Below are 19,252 nucleotides of genomic sequence, written 5' to 3' on the forward strand. Positions count from 1 at the left end.
GACTAAGGTGAACTATTTTTTGATCAAAAAAACAGTTAAGTGTATTCCTAGCAAGTTGATGATTGATTTTTCAGTGTGAGAGACGGAGTATAGTCTCTTTCTTTTTATTCCTTACCACAACAAACACTAGAATGAACTATGAATTTACTTAAATCACTGGCTGCAGTGAGTTCGATGACGATGTTTTCACGAGTACTGGGCTTTATTCGTGATGCGATTATTGCGCGTATTTTTGGCGCAGGTATGGCAACCGATGCTTTTTTTGTTGCTTTTAAACTACCTAATCTATTGCGACGCATTTTTGCCGAAGGCGCATTTTCACAGGCATTTGTTCCTATTTTAGCTGAGTATAAAAGTCAACAGGGAGAAGAGGCAACTCGTACCTTTATTGCTTATGTATCGGGAATGCTGACGTTGATCTTAGCGATTGTCACAGTAATAGGGATAGTTGCCGCACCGTGGGTTATTTATATTACGGCACCCGGTTTTGCGGATTCAGCGGATAAATTCCAACTCACAACGGATTTATTGAAAATCACCTTTCCCTATATTTTATTAATTTCATTAGCATCATTAACAGGGTCTATTTTAAATACTTGGAATCGCTTTTCTGTTCCAGCTTTTGCACCTACGTTGTTAAACGTGAGTATGATCTTTTTTGCTCTCGTTGTTGCTCCTTATTGTGATCCACCTATTATGGCGCTTGCTTGGGCTGTTTTAGCGGGAGGAATTTTACAGCTGGGGTATCAACTTCCGCATCTGAAAAAAATAGGGATGTTGGTATTACCGCGGATCTCGTTTAAAAATAGCGGGGTGTGGCGTGTTATTAAATTGATGGGACCCGCTATTTTAGGGGTTTCTGTTAGCCAAATTTCGCTGATCATCAATACTATTTTTGCCTCATTCTTAGTGTCTGGCTCAGTCTCTTGGATGTATTACGCCGATCGCCTAATGGAGCTTCCTACTGGTGTGTTAGGGGTGGCATTAGGAACAATTCTATTACCTTCATTATCTAAAAGTTTTGCCAGTGGCAACACACAAGAATATCAGAAATTAATGGATTGGGGATTAAGGCTTTGTTTTTTATTGGCTTTACCTTGTACCTTGGGTTTAGCTTTATTATCAGGTCCTTTAACCATTTCGTTATTTCAATATGGTAATTTTAATGGGCATGATGCGCTAATGACTCAACAAGCATTAGTGGCGTATTGCATTGGGTTAATGGGGTTAATTATTATAAAAATATTAGCACCGGGCTTTTATTCTCGCCAAGATATTAAAACCCCGGTTAAAATTGCCATTGCAACGCTTATTTTGACTCAATTAATGAACCTTGCTTTTGTTGGGAGTTTAAAACATGTGGGACTGGCTCTTTCGATTGGATTAGCCGCTTGTTTTAATGCAGGAATGCTATTTTGGCAAATCCGTAAACAAGATATTTATCAACCATTAGCGGGTTGGCCTATCTTTTTATTAAAACTTGCTGTTGCGTTAGCTGTGATGAGTGCTGTATTAGTCGGCATGCTATGGGTGATGCCTGATTGGCAACAAGGGAATATGCTAATGCGTATTTTACGTTTATTACTTGTTGTTGTGGCAGGTGCCGCAAGTTATTTTGTCACTTTATATGCTGTTGGATTTAGACCGAAACATTTTTCTCTACGAGCATTATAATTTTATTGTCAAACTGGCGCCTCACTGAGTGTAACAAAGTGGGGCGTTGTCTATTTATTACCACTATTTAACATCACCTATAGTTAGTGTTTCTCTCTTATTTTAGACAAAAAATATTGTTATCTAGATCACATTTATACCATGTAATTTACGCAATAAAATACATGATTAAATTTTCTAGCGAATAGTCGTGAAGGAAAACAAGAGATAAACATTTATTTTTTTATTAATTTTTTTTCTGTCAAATAAATAAATTTTCCATTTTTTGCCTATATTAGCCCATATTTAACCATTAATTAATAAGAAAAACTTAACATATTTTAAAGGTGATGGGTTTAGACAAATTGTGTACTTTAAGTAATATTTTACATAAAGTAAAAAAATAGACGCTATTTTCTAGCAACTTACGCTTTGACAAATTATCTTTTTTTAGATAAACTCTCTTGTGTTGTTTAGGTTTAAAAATTGACACATCTGTTAAATATTTCTTACTAAATGATGAGATATTACGAATATTTCAAAATGTTGAGCTATATTTTAAAACATTTGAATTCTTTGATTTGAGACATATTATTATTTTTTCATTCAGGTAGATTAACAGTGACTGTAAAGTTATTTGCTTGTTATCGTTCAGTACTACTGAAAGCAATCATATCTATTTTGTCTGCGCTTCGGATAGATAATGCGATTGCTAGGGATAAGCAGTGAACAGTAGATTGTGTTAATAATGAAATTTATTTTGGATCTGTGATTGGTAAGTAGTTATAACTACTCATTTTAGGTCTAAAACCTGATAGTGGTTTTTTCATTTCTCCCGTCTTTGTTTTCTGTTTTTCCCTCTCTTTTCTTATTCTTGAATACCTTTCTTTATTTTTTCTATTAATAGCTCTATAACGCAAATTATTTTCTATCTAATTTATTATAATTAACTAAGCTATCAAGCGTTATAACCGTTGAATATGTAGAATAAAAACTACTAAATAATCATTTAACGAGTATTTTATCACACTAAAAAATAAAGTGTGTTTTAGGAGCGATTATGAAAAAGGCCATTATCCTTTCGGTATCATTAGCCACATTATTTCTTGCTGGTTGTACTGCAGATGGAAAAATCAAAACCTCTCAACTGACACCTGTTAACTGTGTCGGCGTATTTAATAAAACTAATGAACAAGTCAGCTTTACGGCAAAAGATGTTGATCAGCGCTTATACAGCCCAGATAAGCCAATAGACAGTGTTGATGGCTGGATTGATGTTAAAGATGTTTCTGGTCTTCTCTGTGAGGATGTGATCACGGCTAATGAAGACTAGTGAAGGCATGGTTTATTGTTAGTTAAGATAGTAACGGTTAATCAACTCGCTATTAAGTTTCTATCTATTAAGTTTCTATAATGAAAAACCGATGGTGATTTCACCATCGGTTTTTTTAGATAAATATAATGGCTTAATTACATTCTATCGACAGTTTCAATACCTAAAGTCTCTAAGCCTTGCTTTAAGGTTCTTGCTGTTAAACGTGCTAGCTTAAGACGGCTTTGGCGTACATTGTCATCTTCGGCCGATAGAATAGGGCAGTTCTCGTAAAAACCTGAGAAGGACTGCGCTAAATCATATAAGTATGCACACATCACATGAGGTGTACCTTCACGTGCAACCTGCGTGATAGTCTCGTCAAACTGTACTAAACGTAGTGCCAGTTGTTTTTCATGAGGCTGTGTTAATGAGATAGGCTGGGTTAATGCGCTTTCATCTATTTCTGCACGTTTAAAGATAGAGGCAACACGAGTATAGGCATATTGCATATAAGGTGCAGTATTACCTTCAAAACTTAACATCAGATCCCAATCGAAAATATAATCGGTGGTTCTGTTCTTTGATAAATCTGCGTATTTAACAGCACCAATGCCCACTACACGAGCAATATTATTTAATTCCTCTTCATCCATATCAGGATTTTTTTCGCGAATTAATGTTAATGCTCTTTCATGAGCCTCATCGAGTAAGTCAGTTAAACGTACTGTGCCACCCGAGCGCGTTTTAAATGGACGCCCATCTTTACCTAACATCATGCCAAACATATGGTGTTCGAGTGACATACTATCAGGAATATAGCCTGCTTTACGGACAATAGTCCAAGCTTGCATTAAATGCTGATGTTGACGTGAGTCGATGTAATATAATACGCGGTTTGCATGTAATTGTTCATGGCGATATTTAGCACAGGCAATATCCGTTGTTGTATAAAGGTAACCACCATCTTTTTTCTGGATAATGACTCCCATTGGTTCGCCTTCCTTGTTTTTATATTCATCAAGGAAAACAACAGTAGCGCCTTCACTTTCAACAGCAAGACCTTTTGCTTTAAGATCAGCAACAATACCCGGCAACATTGGGTTATAAAGACTTTCACCCATAATATCATCTTCGGTTAAAGTGACATTAAGGCGTTGATAAGTTAGCTGATTTTGTTGCATTGTGATATCGACAAGCTTGCGCCACATAGTACGGCAGTATTCATCACCACCTTGTAGTCTAACGACATAATTACGGGCACGTTCAGCGAATACTTCATCTTCGTCATAACATTTCTTAGCTTCACGGTAGAACTCTTCGAGATCCGCTAATGCCATATCTGCGGCATTTTCATTTTGCTTTTTCTCTAAATAAGCAATCAGCATACCGAATTGCGTACCCCAATCACCAAGGTGATTAGCGCGAATAACATTATGACCTAAAAAAGAGAGAGTACGTGCGCTGGCATCACCAATAATGGTTGAACGCAAGTGACCCACATGCATTTGCTTTGCAACGTTAGGTGATGAGTAGTCAATCACAATCGTTTCAGGGGTTACCTTGGTAATATTAAGGTGCTCATCCGCTAATGCGAATTCGGCTTGTTGTGCAACCCAAACGGGTGATAAGAAGATATTGATAAAACCAGGGCCTGCTATTTCAACTTTATCTGCAATATCTGTGATATCAAGGTGTTCCAGAATTTTTTCTGCGAGTTGTCGGGGTGGGATACCCATTTTTTTTGCCGCTCCCATGACACCATTCGCCTGATAGTCACCAAATTGCACTTTAGCTGACTGACGGACAAGTGGTTCGCTATCAGCAGGGGCGCCAGCAGCGCTCATCGCCATACTGATTTTTTCTGAAAGAAAAGCCTGAATATTCACCGGGTTACCTTAAATTATTGAGAAAATAAAACCTGACGACATTAGCCAGACAGGTTTTTATAAAGAATATGAATTTAACCTTGAATTTATAACATATTCTAGCTAGAACATGCTACTATCTGCGCCTTATCTTTAAGGGTTTTTCTCTGTTTTTTCTCTTAGGTTACTTATCATGGTGCTTTTTTCCGCAATTCCTTTCTTAAATAACTTAACGCAAGAGCTTCCTCTATTTGCAAAAAATTTAACTCTACTGGCGAATAAACTATCCCTCGACCTTGATGCTTATCAAACCGATCATATATCGTTACGTTGTCACGATTTGGCGTTAGCAGAACAGTGGCGTAATGGCTTAAGTCAATGTGGCGAGTGTATTTCAGATAATATGATTAATGGGCGACCTATTTATCTCTTTAAGCTAGCCTCACCTTTAACACTGTTAGGCCAGCAAATATCTATTGTTGAGTTACCTTATCCAACAGATAAAAAATACCAATATCAAGGTTGGGAACATATTGAACAGGTAATAAATGTTGCTCCTGAAAAATTAGTTGAAAAGGTGATGACATTATTACCCCATCCTTTACCTGAAGGGATTAAAATTAAAATAAGTGAACCTAAAGCTGAAAAAGAACGTTTACCTAATCCAACCGTTGCCATAACCGATGGTATCGTTACCATAAAGTATCACCCATATTCCTTACTGAAAATTGTAGAAAGTGAGTGTTGAACAACATTTTTAGAAAATAAATTGCTTGTATCAGCACAAAATTCTGATATTGGAATTGAATGAGTAACGATATTCGACAACTATTATTAACAATTACTGATAGTAGTTGCTGAGAAATATCGTTATTTTCTAATTGCTTTCTGTATTAAGGATAGAGAGGGGTGGTATGGCAAAACTGGAGATTTGCTGCTTTGGTGCAGAATGCGCACTGATCGCAGAACGTTCGGGGGCTGATAGAATTGAGCTTTGTACAAGCCCGTCAGAAGGGGGTGTAACACCGAGTTATGGAATATTAAAACAAGTCATAGATCTCGTTCGTATCCCCGTTCATCCTATTATTCGTCCGCGTGGTGGTGATTTTTGTTATAGCCAAGCCGATTTTGCTGCGATGAAAAACGATATCAGTATGATCCGTGATATGGGTTTTTCCGGTGCTGTGGTTGGTATATTAAATGAAGAAGGTCACATTGATTTACCTAAGATGGCGATTTTGATGGAATTAGCAGGGCCTTTAGCCATTACGTTTCATCGCGCTTTTGATATGTGTATTAATCCATTGCTAGCGTTAGATCAGCTGACTCAATTAGGTGTTGCTCGTATTTTAACCTCAGGTCAGCAAGCTAATGCTGAATTAGGCTTACCTCTATTAAGAACACTGAATGAAAAAACCCAAGGGCCGATTATCATGGCGGGGGCGGGAGTTCGTTTAAGTAATATTCAGAAATTTTTAGACTCGGGATTACAAGAGATCCATAGCTCAGCGGGCAAACAAGCACCCTCGACAATGAATTATCGTAAAGCGGGGGTCACCATGAGTTCAGACAGCGAAGTGGATGAATTTACCCATTATTGTGTGGATGAAGATGTGGTGGGGGCAATGAAGGATATTATGAGTATTTATACAACATCTGTTAATTAATATAATCTTTTATAAATCGAAAGGGAGTGATAGTGTTTCACTCCCTTTATTAAACTTATTGACCAATAGCTAGATTATTAATAGCCAGACCAATCCAAGATGGAACGGGGCGATGTTTTCCGTCAGGTTGTGTTATCAAAGAGCACCACAAACCTGCTTCGTTACAAGATGAATCAGGCCTTGTATCACCTCTCACTGTGAATTCATCTGCCTTTAAAGCCAGCGCAGCTGAGCCACCGCCATCTAACTCCATAGATTGCGCAATGCTAAGGCCATAATATAAATGATGCAGATCATTGCGGCTTATTCCCTCTCTATAACTGCCACCTTGGAAAATATAAATAAGGCTATTGTTATCATCGGCACCCATTGCGAGTCGGGTTGTCTCTGAATCGCCAGAATCAGGGGTAGGGAGTGGTGTTAATCCGCGAACAGGTAAACCGGAGCCTGATATAGCAATAAAGTGATATCCTGATAAAGAGAGTTCATTAGCATACAGTTCAATCGCAGGATCAGATACTTTTTTGCTATAGTAGATATCTATCCTAGATGTTTGATCTAACACCCAAAACAGTGCATCTAATGCGATTTGTTCATTATTGTTATTGATAAAGTAATTAGGCCCTGCAAAAAACTGATTGGGCTCGTTATGAGTACCATGAGTGGGCCCTTGTGCGATATTATCGTAATATATCCCTAATGGCACTGAGCAAAGATTACTCTGCCAAGTGGTGTTATTGAGTTGAGGACGAACATCAAAATAGTTTGCATTTAAAGCCACTAACGGTTTACCCAGCTTTATCCATGCCTGTTCTGGGGTATAAAGCTCCGCTGTCTGTGAAGTACCATCCTGTGTTTTAGCATTTGTATTACCTTCGCAGCGGGCTGCCTCGCCTTGATGAGTATCACCTAATAGATGAGGAATAAGGTATTTTTCTTTTTCATGGATCCTAGGAATAATCAGTAGATTGCCGTTATTGGCTAATGTATAGGTTCCTGAGCCTGCATTCATTGGTATTTCATAATGACCACCAAAAACGATATGACTTGGTTTTCCTGTTGTTAATGTTTCTGATTTTGCGTTCTCAATGAGAGAAAGCATTGCATTATAGGTGATATGAGATTCGATATAAGCCTCGCCATTACGAGCATTATCCCCTGTTATCTGAAATGAACCTACTGCTTTACCATGCTCCCTAAAAATAAGCCATATCTGTTTTATATCTACGTTATAATCCCCCGAGCGCACTGCGCTAAACTGCAATCTCTGCACATGTTCATCTATGTTATTAATATTTTCTGTTGATCTTATTTCTTGTGTTTTCCCTGTTAATTTATGAGTGGCATTGGCGATAATATCAATAGTTATCCCATCGTATTTCGCCCCTTTAAAGGATATCTTGTGTAGATAAACATCGATAAATAATGGTCTTAGATCTTTTCTATCACAAATATCAGTACTTAACTTTAAACTGACCGATTTATTATTGATATTTCGATTAGACATATTCACTTCTTTTCTTCCCCAGCAATTCCATTTTGCTGCTGGCGCGGGACTATTATCTTGCTTTGATGGCACAGTGGCAGAGAAGGCAGGAAATATACTGCACCCTATAATAATGGCTAATAAATAATGTTTTAACATAAAGTTTTCTCCATTTGGCTAACAATAATTTGATAAAAATTAAAATAGATCCTCATTAATAATGAATAAGTTAAAGATTAAAGTTAGCAAATGTTTTACTGCTTTTTATATTATAAAATTCCTCACAGTGGAGAATAATATTGAAATAGTGTTTATTGAGTTAAGTTTTATAATTAACAGACTGTTAAAAATAAATATCCAAAAAATAAAATAAAACAATAGAAACTGCTAATAATATTTATCGTTAAGATTAAAAATAAAAAGATTATTAGTAGTAAAGACGCTAAAATTTTTTATTGCTTCTAGCGTCTATACTGTTTTAACGTGGGGGTTAATTAGTTTGGTATGTTGCTATTAGAGTAATAATGTATTTGTTATACCACATTGTTTAACAAAATCTTCATCGTGAGAGATTAATAATAATGTTCCTTGATATTGAGATAATAAATTTTCCAATAATTGTTTAGAGTCTAAATCTAAATAATTATCTGGTTCATCTAATAATAAAACGGCAGGGGGTTGAGGACTATAAATTAATGCTAATAGTGTTGCTTTTAATTGCTCACCGCCACTGAGTGTTTCTAAAGGAAATAAAGACTTGTTACCTCGAATACGTAACATACCCAGTTTTGTGCGCCACTGCTCAATGGTCATTAATGGCTGGTATTGATATAACGCTTCAGCAACGGGTAATGATTTATCTAATAAAGTTAAATGTTGATCAAGATAGCAATAATTTGGGTTGAGACGATATTCGCCGGATAACGGGGATAGCTTGCCCATTAAACATTTTAATAAGGTTGACTTACCGCTGCCATTTTTACCTTGTATATGCCAATGTTCACCACCATAAGCGGAAAAGGAGTAGGGAGTTTGCTTGCCAAAAGGTAAAACAAGCTCTGTGGCAAATACATTTAACCGATGGCCATCGCCTTGATAGTTTAATATTAATTTTTGCTGATGAATATGAGTTAACTCCTGTTCTAACTGTTGTTTTTGTGACTGCATATCATCCATAACGCGCTGATGTCGTTTAGCTATTGATGACTGTTTTTTCTCAGCTCGATTGGTTTGCATATCAAGAAGTAACAGTGATTGAGAGCCGCTGTTTCTTATCTTTTCACCTTGTTTACGTCGCTTTAATGCTTTTTGTAATGTTACATGTTGTTGGCGTTTTTCCTGTTTTATTTGACTATTGATACGCTCATTTGCAGCTTCGATTGAGGCTATTTGCGCATTTTTTTGTGTTTCATAAAGCGAATAATTACCGCCATATTCTTGTAAGCCTTTTTCACTCAGTTCAAATATATTTTCAGCATAAGATAATAAATGTCGATTATGGCTAATAAATAATACACCTGATTTATGATGCATTAATTGTTCAACGAGCCATTGCTGACCTTGATGATCTAGATGGTTATCTGGTTCATCTAATAATAGAAAATGATCGTCATGTAAAAAAGCCTGACATAATGCTAAACGCGTTTGCTCACCACCACTTAAGTGGGGAATAGGTGTATCAAGTGAAATCGGCAGTTGTGCTGAATGAAGTAAATTTTGCCAAGTCATGGGCAAATGCCACTTATCTTCAAGTAACTCAAAATCTTCTAATGAAGCACTGCCGTTATCAACCCGTTTAAATGCTTGAAAAAAAGTCTCTATACCTAAAGCATCAGCAATGGTGTTACCTGTTAGGCGAGTAAGCTGATCGACATGAATAAAAGGCATACGCCACATGATATGGCCTGATGAAGGCAATAGTTTTTGTGCTAATAATTTTAACAGCACCGATTTCCCTTTACCGTTCTGACCAATTAAAGCATTTCTTTGGCAAGTCAGTGAATGAGTCAGCGGTGGGAAAAGCGCTTCTTGATTGAATTCAATATTAAGCTGAGAAAATTGACAGGCGATCGTCATAATTAAGCCTCCTAAAAAATAGGTGGCAGACAGCAATGATCTTAATTGAGTTTATAGAGCAATAAACGAGTGTCTGCCAGTAACAGAAAATGGATACCAAAACGGTATTGAGAGAATTTTCTGGCAGAATTTAGTTCATTGTAGGGAAGTACCTCTTGGAGAGAAAAAAGATAAAATCATGAAGAATTATAATGACAAAAAAACCTTAATCAATACTCATATAAAATTTATTGTTTATAGACACGGGGATTTTATATAAACAGAAAATAAAACCAATACGTTATAAAAAGGGTATTATTGATAAATACCCTTTTTATAGAAATAACTCGTCGTTAATTAAGGTTTAGTCGCAATTAAAATTGCCCGTTTAGGAGCTGGATAGCCTTCAACGGTTTTGGTGTGATCGAGAGGATCTAAGAATGCTTCTAATGAATCAGTCACCATCCAATCCGTTTTACGTTGCTCTTCGAGTGATGTGACATTTTCATCAACAATGCGTACATCTTTAAAACCGCATTTTTCTAACCATACTTTGAGCATTTTGGCTGACGGTATAAAGTACACATTACGCATCTGTGCATAACGCTCACCAGGAATTAAACATTGGAACTCATCACCATCAATCACAAGACTCTCTAATACTAATTCACCACCAGAAACGAGCTGATTTTTCAATTGCCAAAGATGATCAAGTGGTGAACGACGGTGGTAAAGAACCCCCATTGAAAATACCGTATCAAAAGCATTTAGTTCTGGCATTTGTTCAATACCGACAGGAATTAAATGGGCACGCTGATCGTTACCTAATAATTTTCTGACTGCTTCAAATTGGCATAAAAAGAGCTGAGTGGGATCGATACCGACAACAAAATCAGCCCCTTCACCAAGCATCCGCCACATATGATAACCACTGCCACAACCAACATCTAAAACTAATCGGCCTTTAAGAGGCGAAAGATGGGGCAATACGCGATCCCATTTCCAATCTGAACGCCATTCAGTATCAATATTGACACCATAAAGAGAAAAAGGGCCTTTGCGCCATGGCATTAACGCTTTTAGAATATTCGTTAAACCAAGTTGTTCACCGGTACTTAATGCTGGGGTTTTATTGGCGATAACACCTTGCTTTAAATTAAGTTCAGTGGGAGTAATCTCAGGTAAGTTTTCCAGCATTCTTTCCCATGAAGCAAAATGGCCATGTAAAGCATGGGCGCGCCATTCTGATAATTGTGCCGGCAGCGTATCAAGCCAATGAAATAACCGTTCATCTTGCGCAATATGTTGATAAAATGAGCTAAAATTTATCATGATTATTCGCCTTTAATGGCTAACAGAGAGCCAAAATTAAAACATTGGAACCAAACTTCAGCATGAGGAAAACCTGCTTGATGTAAGCGTGATTTATGTGTTTCAACAGGATCAGTGAGCATCACATTTTCTAACATACTACGTTTTTGACTAATCTCTAATTCACTGTAGCCATTAGCACGTTTAAAGTCGTGGTGCATATTAAACAGTAATTCACCAATTTGTTTATCTTGAAAACTGAATTTTTCTGATAACACTAAAACCCCACCAGGATTTAACCCTTGGTAAATTCGATTTAATAATCTTTGGCGATTATCAGGGGCTAAAAATTGTAAGGTGAAATTAAGGACAACCATTGAGGCATTATTAATGTCAATATCAAGGATATCGCCTTCAATAATTTCAACGGGTGTTGCTGCTTTATAAGCATCAATATGACGTTGACAACGCTCAACCATCGCAGGTGAATTATCAACACCAATAATTTTACATCCCGCTACATCGATATTACGACGCATAGAAAGGGTAGCAGCACCTAACGAACATCCTAAGTCATAAACTTGGCTGTGAGGGGTGACAAAACGACCCGCTAACATGCCTATCATAGAAATAATATTGGAGTAACCGGGCACTGAGCGTTTGATCATATCAGGAAACACTTCAGCGACTTTTTCATCAAAGCGCCAGTCACCAAGATTAGCAATAGGTGTCGCAAATAAGTTGTCTTGTGGTGCTGATTTTGAATTAGACATAACTAAAATAGACTTAAAGAATAAAAGAAGCGGGTATTCTACCAGAAGCGACGTTGCTCACAAAGTTGCATTATTTAGAAATAAATTAGAAAAACAGGTAAACCTTTTCGATACCTTGCCGTTATTAGACTCAACAGCAAGGATGTCTATTGTGATCATGGATGATCATATTTTCCTTGTGGTATTAATAGTAGAAGGAAAAAATTTGTATCCAAGGCAGGAAGTAAATATTAGCAAGGATCATTAAGACCATTGATAAATAGGTTGCGGCCATACCAGAGCGACGCCAGCGTATCTCGCGGTGTTTCAACCCGTAAGAGTGAAGAAGACGACCGGCTATTAAAATGGAGCCACAAATATGTACCATCCAAACAAAGGCGCCATTCATTTCCATGATAAGTAATAAAATCATAGAAATAGGGATGTATTCCACTGCATTACCATGGACGCGAATAGCGGTTTGTAACTCATAAAAACCACCATCACCGTATGCAACTCGATATTGTGTTCTAAGTTTTACAACATTTAGGGACAATTTAATCAATAATAGTGCGCCCAATACGATATAAAGCGAGCTAACCATCTTTTCTCCATTGCCAAAACTAAAAAAACGGCGAATTTAATGATAAACCTCAAAGCGATTTATGTCGCTATAAATAATTATTATTAATTAATTATTTGGGGATTAGCAAATCCTTGAAAAGATGTATCATATAATCTAGGTCTATACTCTTATCGTCGGGAAGAATTTTCGTTATAATGTCTGCCTTTTTTTTGACACTACTCGAAAAAGACTATTGCCAAAATTTCCGCAGCAGAAAGCACAACAAGCTGAGTAAAAGGATATTGTATGCGTACTAATTATTGTGGGCAGTTGAATAGCGCCCATGTGGGCCAAAAAGTGACTCTTTGTGGTTGGGTTAACCGCCGCCGTGACTTAGGTGGACTTATCTTTATTGATATGCGAGATCGTGAAGGTATCGTTCAGGTCTTTTTTGACCCAGAGCAGAAAGAGGCATTTTCACAGGCTTCAGAACTGCGTAATGAATTTTGTATTCAAGTCACAGGAACAGTACGTGCTCGCCCTGATAGCCAAGTTAATAAAAATATGGCAACAGGTGAAATTGAACTAGCGGCAGAATCGCTGTCTATTTTTAACCGTTCTGAAGCGCTACCTTTAGATAGCAACCAAACGAATACAGAAGAGCGTCGTTTAACTTATCGTTATTTAGATTTACGTCGCCCTGAAATGTCACAACGCCTAAAAACTCGTGCGAAAATCACAAGTTTTGTTCGTCGCTTTATGGATGGTGAAGGGTTCCTTGATGTAGAAACGCCAATGCTAACTAAAGCAACGCCAGAAGGTGCGCGTGACTATTTAGTACCAAGTCGTGTTCATAAAGGTAAATTCTACGCATTACCTCAATCACCACAGCTTTTCAAACAGCTGTTAATGATGTCTGGTTTTGATCGCTATTATCAAATCGTAAAATGTTTCCGTGATGAAGATTTACGTGCTGATCGCCAACCTGAATTTACCCAAATCGATGTTGAAACCTCTTTCATGACCGCAGAACAAGTGCGTGAAGTGATGGAGCGCATGATCCACGCATTGTGGTTAGATATCCTGAATGTTGATTTAGGGGCATTCCCTGTCATGACCTTTGCTGAGGCTATGCGTCGTTACGGCTCTGATAAACCAGACCTACGTAACCCAATGGAACTCATCGATATTGCTGATTTAGTGAAAAATGTTGAGTTTAGCGTCTTTGCACAAGCTGCTAATGATGAAAAATGTCGTGTTATCGCGTTACGTGTACCGGGTGGTGCATCGTTAACTCGTAAAAATATCGACGAATATACTCAATTTGTCAGTATTTATGGTGCCAAAGGCCTAGCGTGGATGAAAGTCAACGAAAAGGCAAAAGGTATCGAAGGGGTACAAAGCCCCATTGCTAAATTCCTGACTAATGATGTGGTTAACAGCATCTTAGCGGCAACAAATGCAACAGATGGCGACTTAATTTTCTTTGGTGCGGGTCGTCAAGGTACCATGAGTGATGCTATGGGAGCGTTGCGCCTGAAAGTCGGTCGTGATCTGGAATTAACTGATCTTAACGCATGGAAACCACTGTGGGTTATTGATTTCCCAATGTTTGAAGAAGATGAAGATACCGGCAGCCTAAGTGCAATGCACCATCCATTTACTTCACCAAAAGATCTCACACCGGCAGAGCTAACCGCACATCCTGTAGGCGCTGTAGCTAATGCCTATGATATGGTTATTAACGGTTATGAAGTTGGTGGTGGCTCAGTGCGTATCCATCGTAATGAAATGCAACAAGCGGTATTTAGCATTTTAGGTATTACTCCGGATGAGCAACGTGAGAAATTCGGTTTCTTATTAGATGCTCTGAAATTTGGTACACCACCGCATGCAGGGTTAGCATTTGGTTTAGACCGCTTAGTGATGTTATTAACAGGAACAGATAATATCCGTGATGTTATTGCGTTCCCGAAAACCACGGCAGCGGCTTGCTTAATGACTAATGCACCAAGTTTTGCAAATGAAGACGCGTTAAAAGAGCTGGCTATTCAAGTGACAGAAAAAGAAGTTAGCACAGATAACGAGTAAATGATGAAATATAAGCACCCAGTATGTGTTTTAGTTGTTATCTATGCCAAACAGACTAAGCGGGTGCTTATGCTGAAGCGTCGAGATGATCCTGATTTCTGGCAATCTGTGACAGGGAGCCTTGAAGAGGGCGAAACACCTTATCAGGCCGCATTACGAGAAGTGCAGGAAGAAGTAGGAATTGATATCATAAAAGAAAATCTTGAGCTGGTGGATTGCCATCGTTCAATTATTTTTGAGATATTCGCACACTTTCGCCATCGTTATGCGCCTAATGTGACACATTGTCAGGAACATTGGTTTATGTTAGCACTTCCCTCTGAACGGGAAATTGAACTGACTGAGCATACGCAATACCAATGGTTAGATGCGCCACTGGCGGCAAAATTAACTAAGTCAGCCAGCAATCAGCAAGCGATTGAAGAATTTGTTATTTAATTATTAGACCACGTTTGGAGATATTTTCATGGCAGGTCATAGTAAATGGGCCAATACTAAACACCGTAAAGCAGCGCAAGATGCGAAACGCGGTAAGATTTTCACTAAAATTATTCGTGAATTAGTTACAGCAGCACGTTTAGGTGGTGGTGATCCTGCAACTAACCCACGTCTACGTGCGGCAGTTGATAAAGCATTATCTAACAACATGACTCGTGACACACTAAACCGCGCGATTGCTCGCGGTGCGGGAAATGATGAAAACGATAATATGGAAACCATCATTTATGAAGGCTACGGCCCTGGTGGTACTGCTGTTATGGTTGAATGTTTAAGTGATAATCGTAACCGTACTGTTTCCGATGTTCGCCATGCCTTCACCAAAACAGGTGGTAACTTAGGAACGGACGGTTCGGTATCTTATCTCTTTACCAAAAAAGGTGTTATCTCTTATGCACCGGGTGTTGATGAAGATGCCGTCATGGAAGCCGCACTAGAAGCGGGTGCAGAAGACGTTGAAACTTATGATGATGGTGCTATTGACGTTTACACAACCCCTGAAGCTTTCGGTGAAGTAAAAGATGCCATGGATGCTGCGGGTTTTGTCGCTGAATCAGCGGAAGTTTCCATGATCCCATCAACAAAAGCAGAGCTTGATATTGATACCGCACCAAAATTAATGCGCCTTATCGATATGCTAGAAGATAGCGACGATGTGCAAGAAGTGTATCACAACGGTGATATCTCTGATGAAGTTGCAAAACAACTGGAAGATATTCTGTAATTGGTATCACGATAACGGCCAATAGTGGTGTTTTACACTGCGTTGAATAGTGCGAAGAGAAGAGCAGAGCAAGCGTATTTGCTCTTTTCTCTCGCCATCGACCTTATCCGCCATAGGAATTGTTATGGCTATTATTTTAGGTATTGACCCTGGCTCTCGTGTCACGGGATATGGCGTAATTCGCCAACAAGGGCGACAACTTATCTATTTAGGAAGCGGATGTATTCGTACACAGGTTCCTGATCTACCAAGCCGACTGAAACGCATTTATGCGGGAGTCAGTGAAATCATCACTCAATTTTCACCCGATGTATTTTCTGTTGAACAAGTCTTTATGGCAAAAAATGCAGACTCGGCATTAAAATTAGGCCAAGCAAGAGGTGTGGCGATTTTAGCGGCAGTCAATAATGATCTTCCCGTATTTGAATATGCGGCACGTCAAGTAAAACAGAGTGTGGTAGGAACAGGGGGAGCCGATAAAAGCCAAGTACAACATATGGTACGCTCAATCTTAAAACTATCTGCAGCGCCACAGGCAGATGCTGCCGATGCGCTAGCGATTGCGATTACACACTGCCACTTTAATCAAAACTTATTGCGTGTAGGTGATCCGCGTCTTGTTTTAACTCGAGGAAGGTTAAGATAGGCTATCTGTTGGTAAAACAGATGAGTTTTTCGCAGGCTGGATATACGTCCAGCTTTTTTTATGTTATAAATTTGGCGTCAATATTTTTGCGGAGGCGTTAGGGTGATAGGACGTATTAGAGGCGTTATTCTTGAAAAACAGCCACCAGTGGTGCTGATCGAAGCGGGTAATGGGGTGGGTTATGAAATAAATATGCCTATGACCTGTTTTTATGAGTTACCTGATATTGGTCAAGAGGCGATTATCTACACACAATTTATTGTTCGTGAAGATGCGCAATTACTATATGGTTTTAATCAAAAACAAGAACGGGCATTGTTTCGTGAATTGATAAAAGTCAATGGTGTAGGGCCTAAGCTAGCACTGGCTATTTTATCAGGAATGTCTGCACGCCAATTTGTCACCGCAATTGAAAATGAATCCATCTCCTCATTAGTTAAATTACCGGGAGTCGGTAAAAAAACCGCAGAACGATTAGTGGTTGAAATGAAAGATCGCTTCAAAGGGCTTAATGGCGATCTATTTGAACAAAACGGCGATATTGAGCTACCAGCCAGTGCATCATCGAAAGCGCCATCTGCTGCAGATATTGAAGCAGAAGCTTCCGCTGCCTTAATTGCCTTAGGTTATAAACCACAAGAAGCTGCCAAGATGATTAGTCGGGTAGCAACGGCGGGTGCTGATAGTGAAACACTTATCAAAGAAGCATTACGCGCAGCGATTTAGGAGTAATTGATTGTGATTGAAGCAGATCGCCTGATTTCAGCAGATATACAACAACCTGAAGAAGAAATTATCGATAGGGCTATTCGTCCTAAGCTGCTTGCTGAATATGTGGGACAACCACAAGTTCGTGAACAGATGGAAATCTTTATTCAGGCGGCTAAACTACGTCATGATGCCTTAGATCACTTACTTATCTTTGGCCCGCCGGGGCTTGGTAAAACCACGCTGGCTAATATTATTGCCAATGAGATGGGCGTTAATTTACGTACAACCTCAGGGCCTGTATTAGAGAAAGCTGGCGATCTTGCTGCTATGCTAACCAATCTTGAGCCTCATGATGTACTGTTTATTGATGAAATTCATCGACTCTCGCCCGTTGTTGAAGAAATACTCTATCCGGCAATGGAAGATTATCAACTTGATATTATGATTGGTGAAGGGCCGGCAGCACGCTCTATTAAAATCGACTTACCGCCATTTACTTTAGTTGGGGCGACGACCCGAGCTGGCTCGTTAACCTCTCCATTACGTGACCGTTTCGGTATTGTACAACGCCTTGAATTCTATAATGTCGATGACTTACAGCATATTGTTGCACGTAGTGCCAGCTTTATGGGGTTAGAAATAACCGCAGAAGGGGCGCGACAAATTGCTATGCGTTCACGAGGTACACCGCGTATTACTAACCGCTTATTACGCCGAGTAAGAGACTTTGCTCAAGTCAAAGGTAATGGTGAAATTGATGAAGATATCGCGTCTAAAGCACTCGATATGCTTAATGTTGATGCTGCCGGTTTTGACTATCTTGACCGAAAACTGCTCTTTGCCATTATTGATAAATTTATGGGTGGCCCCGTAGGGCTTGATAATCTTGCGGCAGCTATTGGTGAAGAGCGTGAAACTATCGAAGATGTATTAGAGCCTTATTTAATTCAGCAAGGTTTTATTCAACGCACCCCCCGTGGTCGTGTAGCCACAAATCATGCTTATCGTCACTTTAATCGCATTATGGAAGCACCGTGATCTGATAAAGTGCTTTAGATATCATTGGGCGATGGTGTTTAATTTCGCCCAATCATTCAATTATTTTGCCTTCCTCTATTCTCATTCTCAATATATCTCATCTCTATATTTACACCTTATTATATAAAAATAATTTTTTAATTTATAACTATCGTTAACATAATAACAATAGAAACTCAGCCGATTAAATTAAAATTTCGCTATCTATCAATCGTTATTTTTCCTACTCGTTCATTGAATTTATTTATTATTAACGCCCATAAAATGAGTATTGGTACGTAAAAATAAGACTGAAATATACGCATATCGAGTGTGTTAAATAAAAATAGTGGCTTAATTAGCATGATATTTTAATTAAATTGAGCTTAACAGCTAAATATATTGACCAATTTGGACTGCTCATGGAAAAAGGACAGTATAATTCAATGCAATTGATTTTTAATACTTTAAAATCAATGGATTATATGCGCTATTTTTGATTTAACATTTCTGTTACAAAATATATTTTTATGTACATAGTGTTTCTTGGGCTGCGAGCAATTTGTCTATTTATTCATCATATTTTATGCTGATAAACACTTTTTATGACTGTTTTTACAGCATGATATAGTGATATTTCAACCAGTTTACGCTAAGTGACTTATCCTAGAGAGATACAAAAAAAACGGGCTGTTTACAGCATATTGATAAGATTTTATTATCCTTTACCGAAGTCTTACCGTGCGCACTGGCTAAGATGACAGACATGACTAACGGATTGTTTTTAAGACAATCATTTAATTTAATTTGTCGTTTTTGATAAAAGGATATTGTTATGCCAACTCCTTGCTATATTTCCATTGAAGGAAAAACTCAGGGCAACATCACTGCAGGCG

Annotated in this window: 16 protein-coding genes and 1 pseudogene; 11 read left to right on the plus strand and 6 right to left on the minus strand. The window is 38.4% G+C overall.

The window, feature by feature from the left end:
- Positions 1–138 precede the first annotated feature (138 nt).
- Positions 139–1,674, plus strand: a complete 1,536-nt coding sequence (murJ, locus tag AACV00_RS17490) for a murein biosynthesis integral membrane protein MurJ (protein WP_161680071.1) — start codon at positions 139–141, stop codon at positions 1,672–1,674.
- A gap of 1,039 nt (positions 1,675–2,713) precedes the next feature.
- On the plus strand, positions 2,714–2,986 hold the full coding sequence (locus AACV00_RS17495) for a hypothetical protein (protein ID WP_004247976.1): 273 nt from the start codon (positions 2,714–2,716) through the stop codon (positions 2,984–2,986).
- 137 nt (positions 2,987–3,123) lie between these two features.
- On the opposite strand, the gene argS is transcribed toward AACV00_RS17495, so the two are convergent.
- A complete protein-coding gene (argS, locus tag AACV00_RS17500; protein ID WP_004242704.1) occupies positions 3,124–4,854 on the minus strand; it encodes an arginine--tRNA ligase in 1,731 nt (576 codons plus the stop codon).
- A 172-nt stretch (positions 4,855–5,026) separates the two neighbouring features.
- Here argS and AACV00_RS17505 point away from each other — a divergent pair, with 172 nt between their 5' ends.
- Both AACV00_RS17505 and cutC read left to right on the plus strand, forming a co-directional pair.
- The gene (locus AACV00_RS17505; protein ID WP_004242708.1) at positions 5,027–5,581 is read left to right on the plus strand and encodes a VOC family protein; all 555 of its coding nucleotides are present in this window, start codon (positions 5,027–5,029) and stop codon (positions 5,579–5,581) included.
- Positions 5,582–5,747: 166 nt separating this feature from the next.
- Positions 5,748–6,500, plus strand: coding sequence for a copper homeostasis protein CutC (gene cutC / locus AACV00_RS17510; protein ID WP_004242710.1), 753 nt, complete (start codon positions 5,748–5,750; stop codon positions 6,498–6,500).
- A gap of 55 nt (positions 6,501–6,555) precedes the next feature.
- On the opposite strand, the gene AACV00_RS17515 is transcribed toward cutC, so the two are convergent.
- The 5 genes from AACV00_RS17515 to AACV00_RS17535 all read right to left on the minus strand — a co-directional run bounded on the left by AACV00_RS17515 (position 6,556) and on the right by AACV00_RS17535 (position 12,708).
- On the minus strand, positions 6,556–8,145 hold the full coding sequence (locus tag AACV00_RS17515; RefSeq protein WP_110229270.1) for a phosphodiester glycosidase family protein: 1,590 nt from the start codon (positions 8,143–8,145) through the stop codon (positions 6,556–6,558).
- Between the two features lie 354 nt (positions 8,146–8,499).
- On the minus strand, positions 8,500–10,062 hold the full coding sequence (locus tag AACV00_RS17520; RefSeq protein ID WP_161680073.1) for an ATP-binding cassette domain-containing protein: 1,563 nt from the start codon (positions 10,060–10,062) through the stop codon (positions 8,500–8,502).
- Positions 10,063–10,398: 336 nt separating this feature from the next.
- Positions 10,399–11,373, minus strand: a complete 975-nt coding sequence (gene cmoB, locus AACV00_RS17525) for a tRNA 5-methoxyuridine(34)/uridine 5-oxyacetic acid(34) synthase CmoB (protein WP_004242717.1) — start codon at positions 11,371–11,373, stop codon at positions 10,399–10,401.
- A gap of 2 nt (positions 11,374–11,375) precedes the next feature.
- A complete protein-coding gene (cmoA, locus tag AACV00_RS17530; RefSeq protein WP_004242718.1) occupies positions 11,376–12,125 on the minus strand; it encodes a carboxy-S-adenosyl-L-methionine synthase CmoA in 750 nt (249 codons plus the stop codon).
- Between the two features lie 184 nt (positions 12,126–12,309).
- Entirely contained in the window at positions 12,310–12,708 is a 399-nt protein-coding gene (locus tag AACV00_RS17535; RefSeq protein WP_004242719.1) for an MAPEG family protein, read from the minus strand.
- 267 nt (positions 12,709–12,975) lie between these two features.
- Here AACV00_RS17535 and aspS point away from each other — a divergent pair, with 267 nt between their 5' ends.
- The 7 genes and pseudogenes from aspS to AACV00_RS17570 form a co-directional block, all read left to right on the plus strand.
- The gene (gene aspS, locus AACV00_RS17540) at positions 12,976–14,760 is read left to right on the plus strand and encodes an aspartate--tRNA ligase (protein WP_004247980.1); all 1,785 of its coding nucleotides are present in this window, start codon (positions 12,976–12,978) and stop codon (positions 14,758–14,760) included.
- Between the two features lie 3 nt (positions 14,761–14,763).
- Complete coding sequence (nudB, locus tag AACV00_RS17545) at positions 14,764–15,198, plus strand: dihydroneopterin triphosphate diphosphatase (RefSeq protein ID WP_004247981.1); 435 nt, start codon at positions 14,764–14,766, stop codon at positions 15,196–15,198.
- A gap of 28 nt (positions 15,199–15,226) precedes the next feature.
- The gene (locus tag AACV00_RS17550) at positions 15,227–15,982 is read left to right on the plus strand and encodes a YebC/PmpR family DNA-binding transcriptional regulator (RefSeq protein ID WP_004242729.1); all 756 of its coding nucleotides are present in this window, start codon (positions 15,227–15,229) and stop codon (positions 15,980–15,982) included.
- Between the two features lie 124 nt (positions 15,983–16,106).
- The gene (gene ruvC / locus AACV00_RS17555) at positions 16,107–16,628 is read left to right on the plus strand and encodes a crossover junction endodeoxyribonuclease RuvC (RefSeq protein WP_004242730.1); all 522 of its coding nucleotides are present in this window, start codon (positions 16,107–16,109) and stop codon (positions 16,626–16,628) included.
- Between the two features lie 102 nt (positions 16,629–16,730).
- Complete coding sequence (gene ruvA / locus AACV00_RS17560; RefSeq protein ID WP_004242731.1) at positions 16,731–17,354, plus strand: Holliday junction branch migration protein RuvA; 624 nt, start codon at positions 16,731–16,733, stop codon at positions 17,352–17,354.
- Positions 17,355–17,366: 12 nt separating this feature from the next.
- Positions 17,367–18,377 carry a Holliday junction branch migration DNA helicase RuvB gene (gene ruvB, locus AACV00_RS17565; RefSeq protein WP_004242732.1) on the plus strand — a complete coding sequence of 337 codons (1,011 nt, stop codon included), beginning with the start codon at positions 17,367–17,369 and terminating at the stop codon, positions 18,375–18,377.
- Between the two features lie 814 nt (positions 18,378–19,191).
- Positions 19,192–19,252 (plus strand): annotated as a pseudogene (locus AACV00_RS17570) (type VI secretion system tube protein Hcp); the annotation flags it as partial.

Source organism: Proteus sp. G3927, assembly GCF_963894685.1.
In the GTDB taxonomy this organism is placed as follows: Bacteria; Pseudomonadota; Gammaproteobacteria; order Enterobacterales; family Enterobacteriaceae; genus Proteus; species Proteus mirabilis.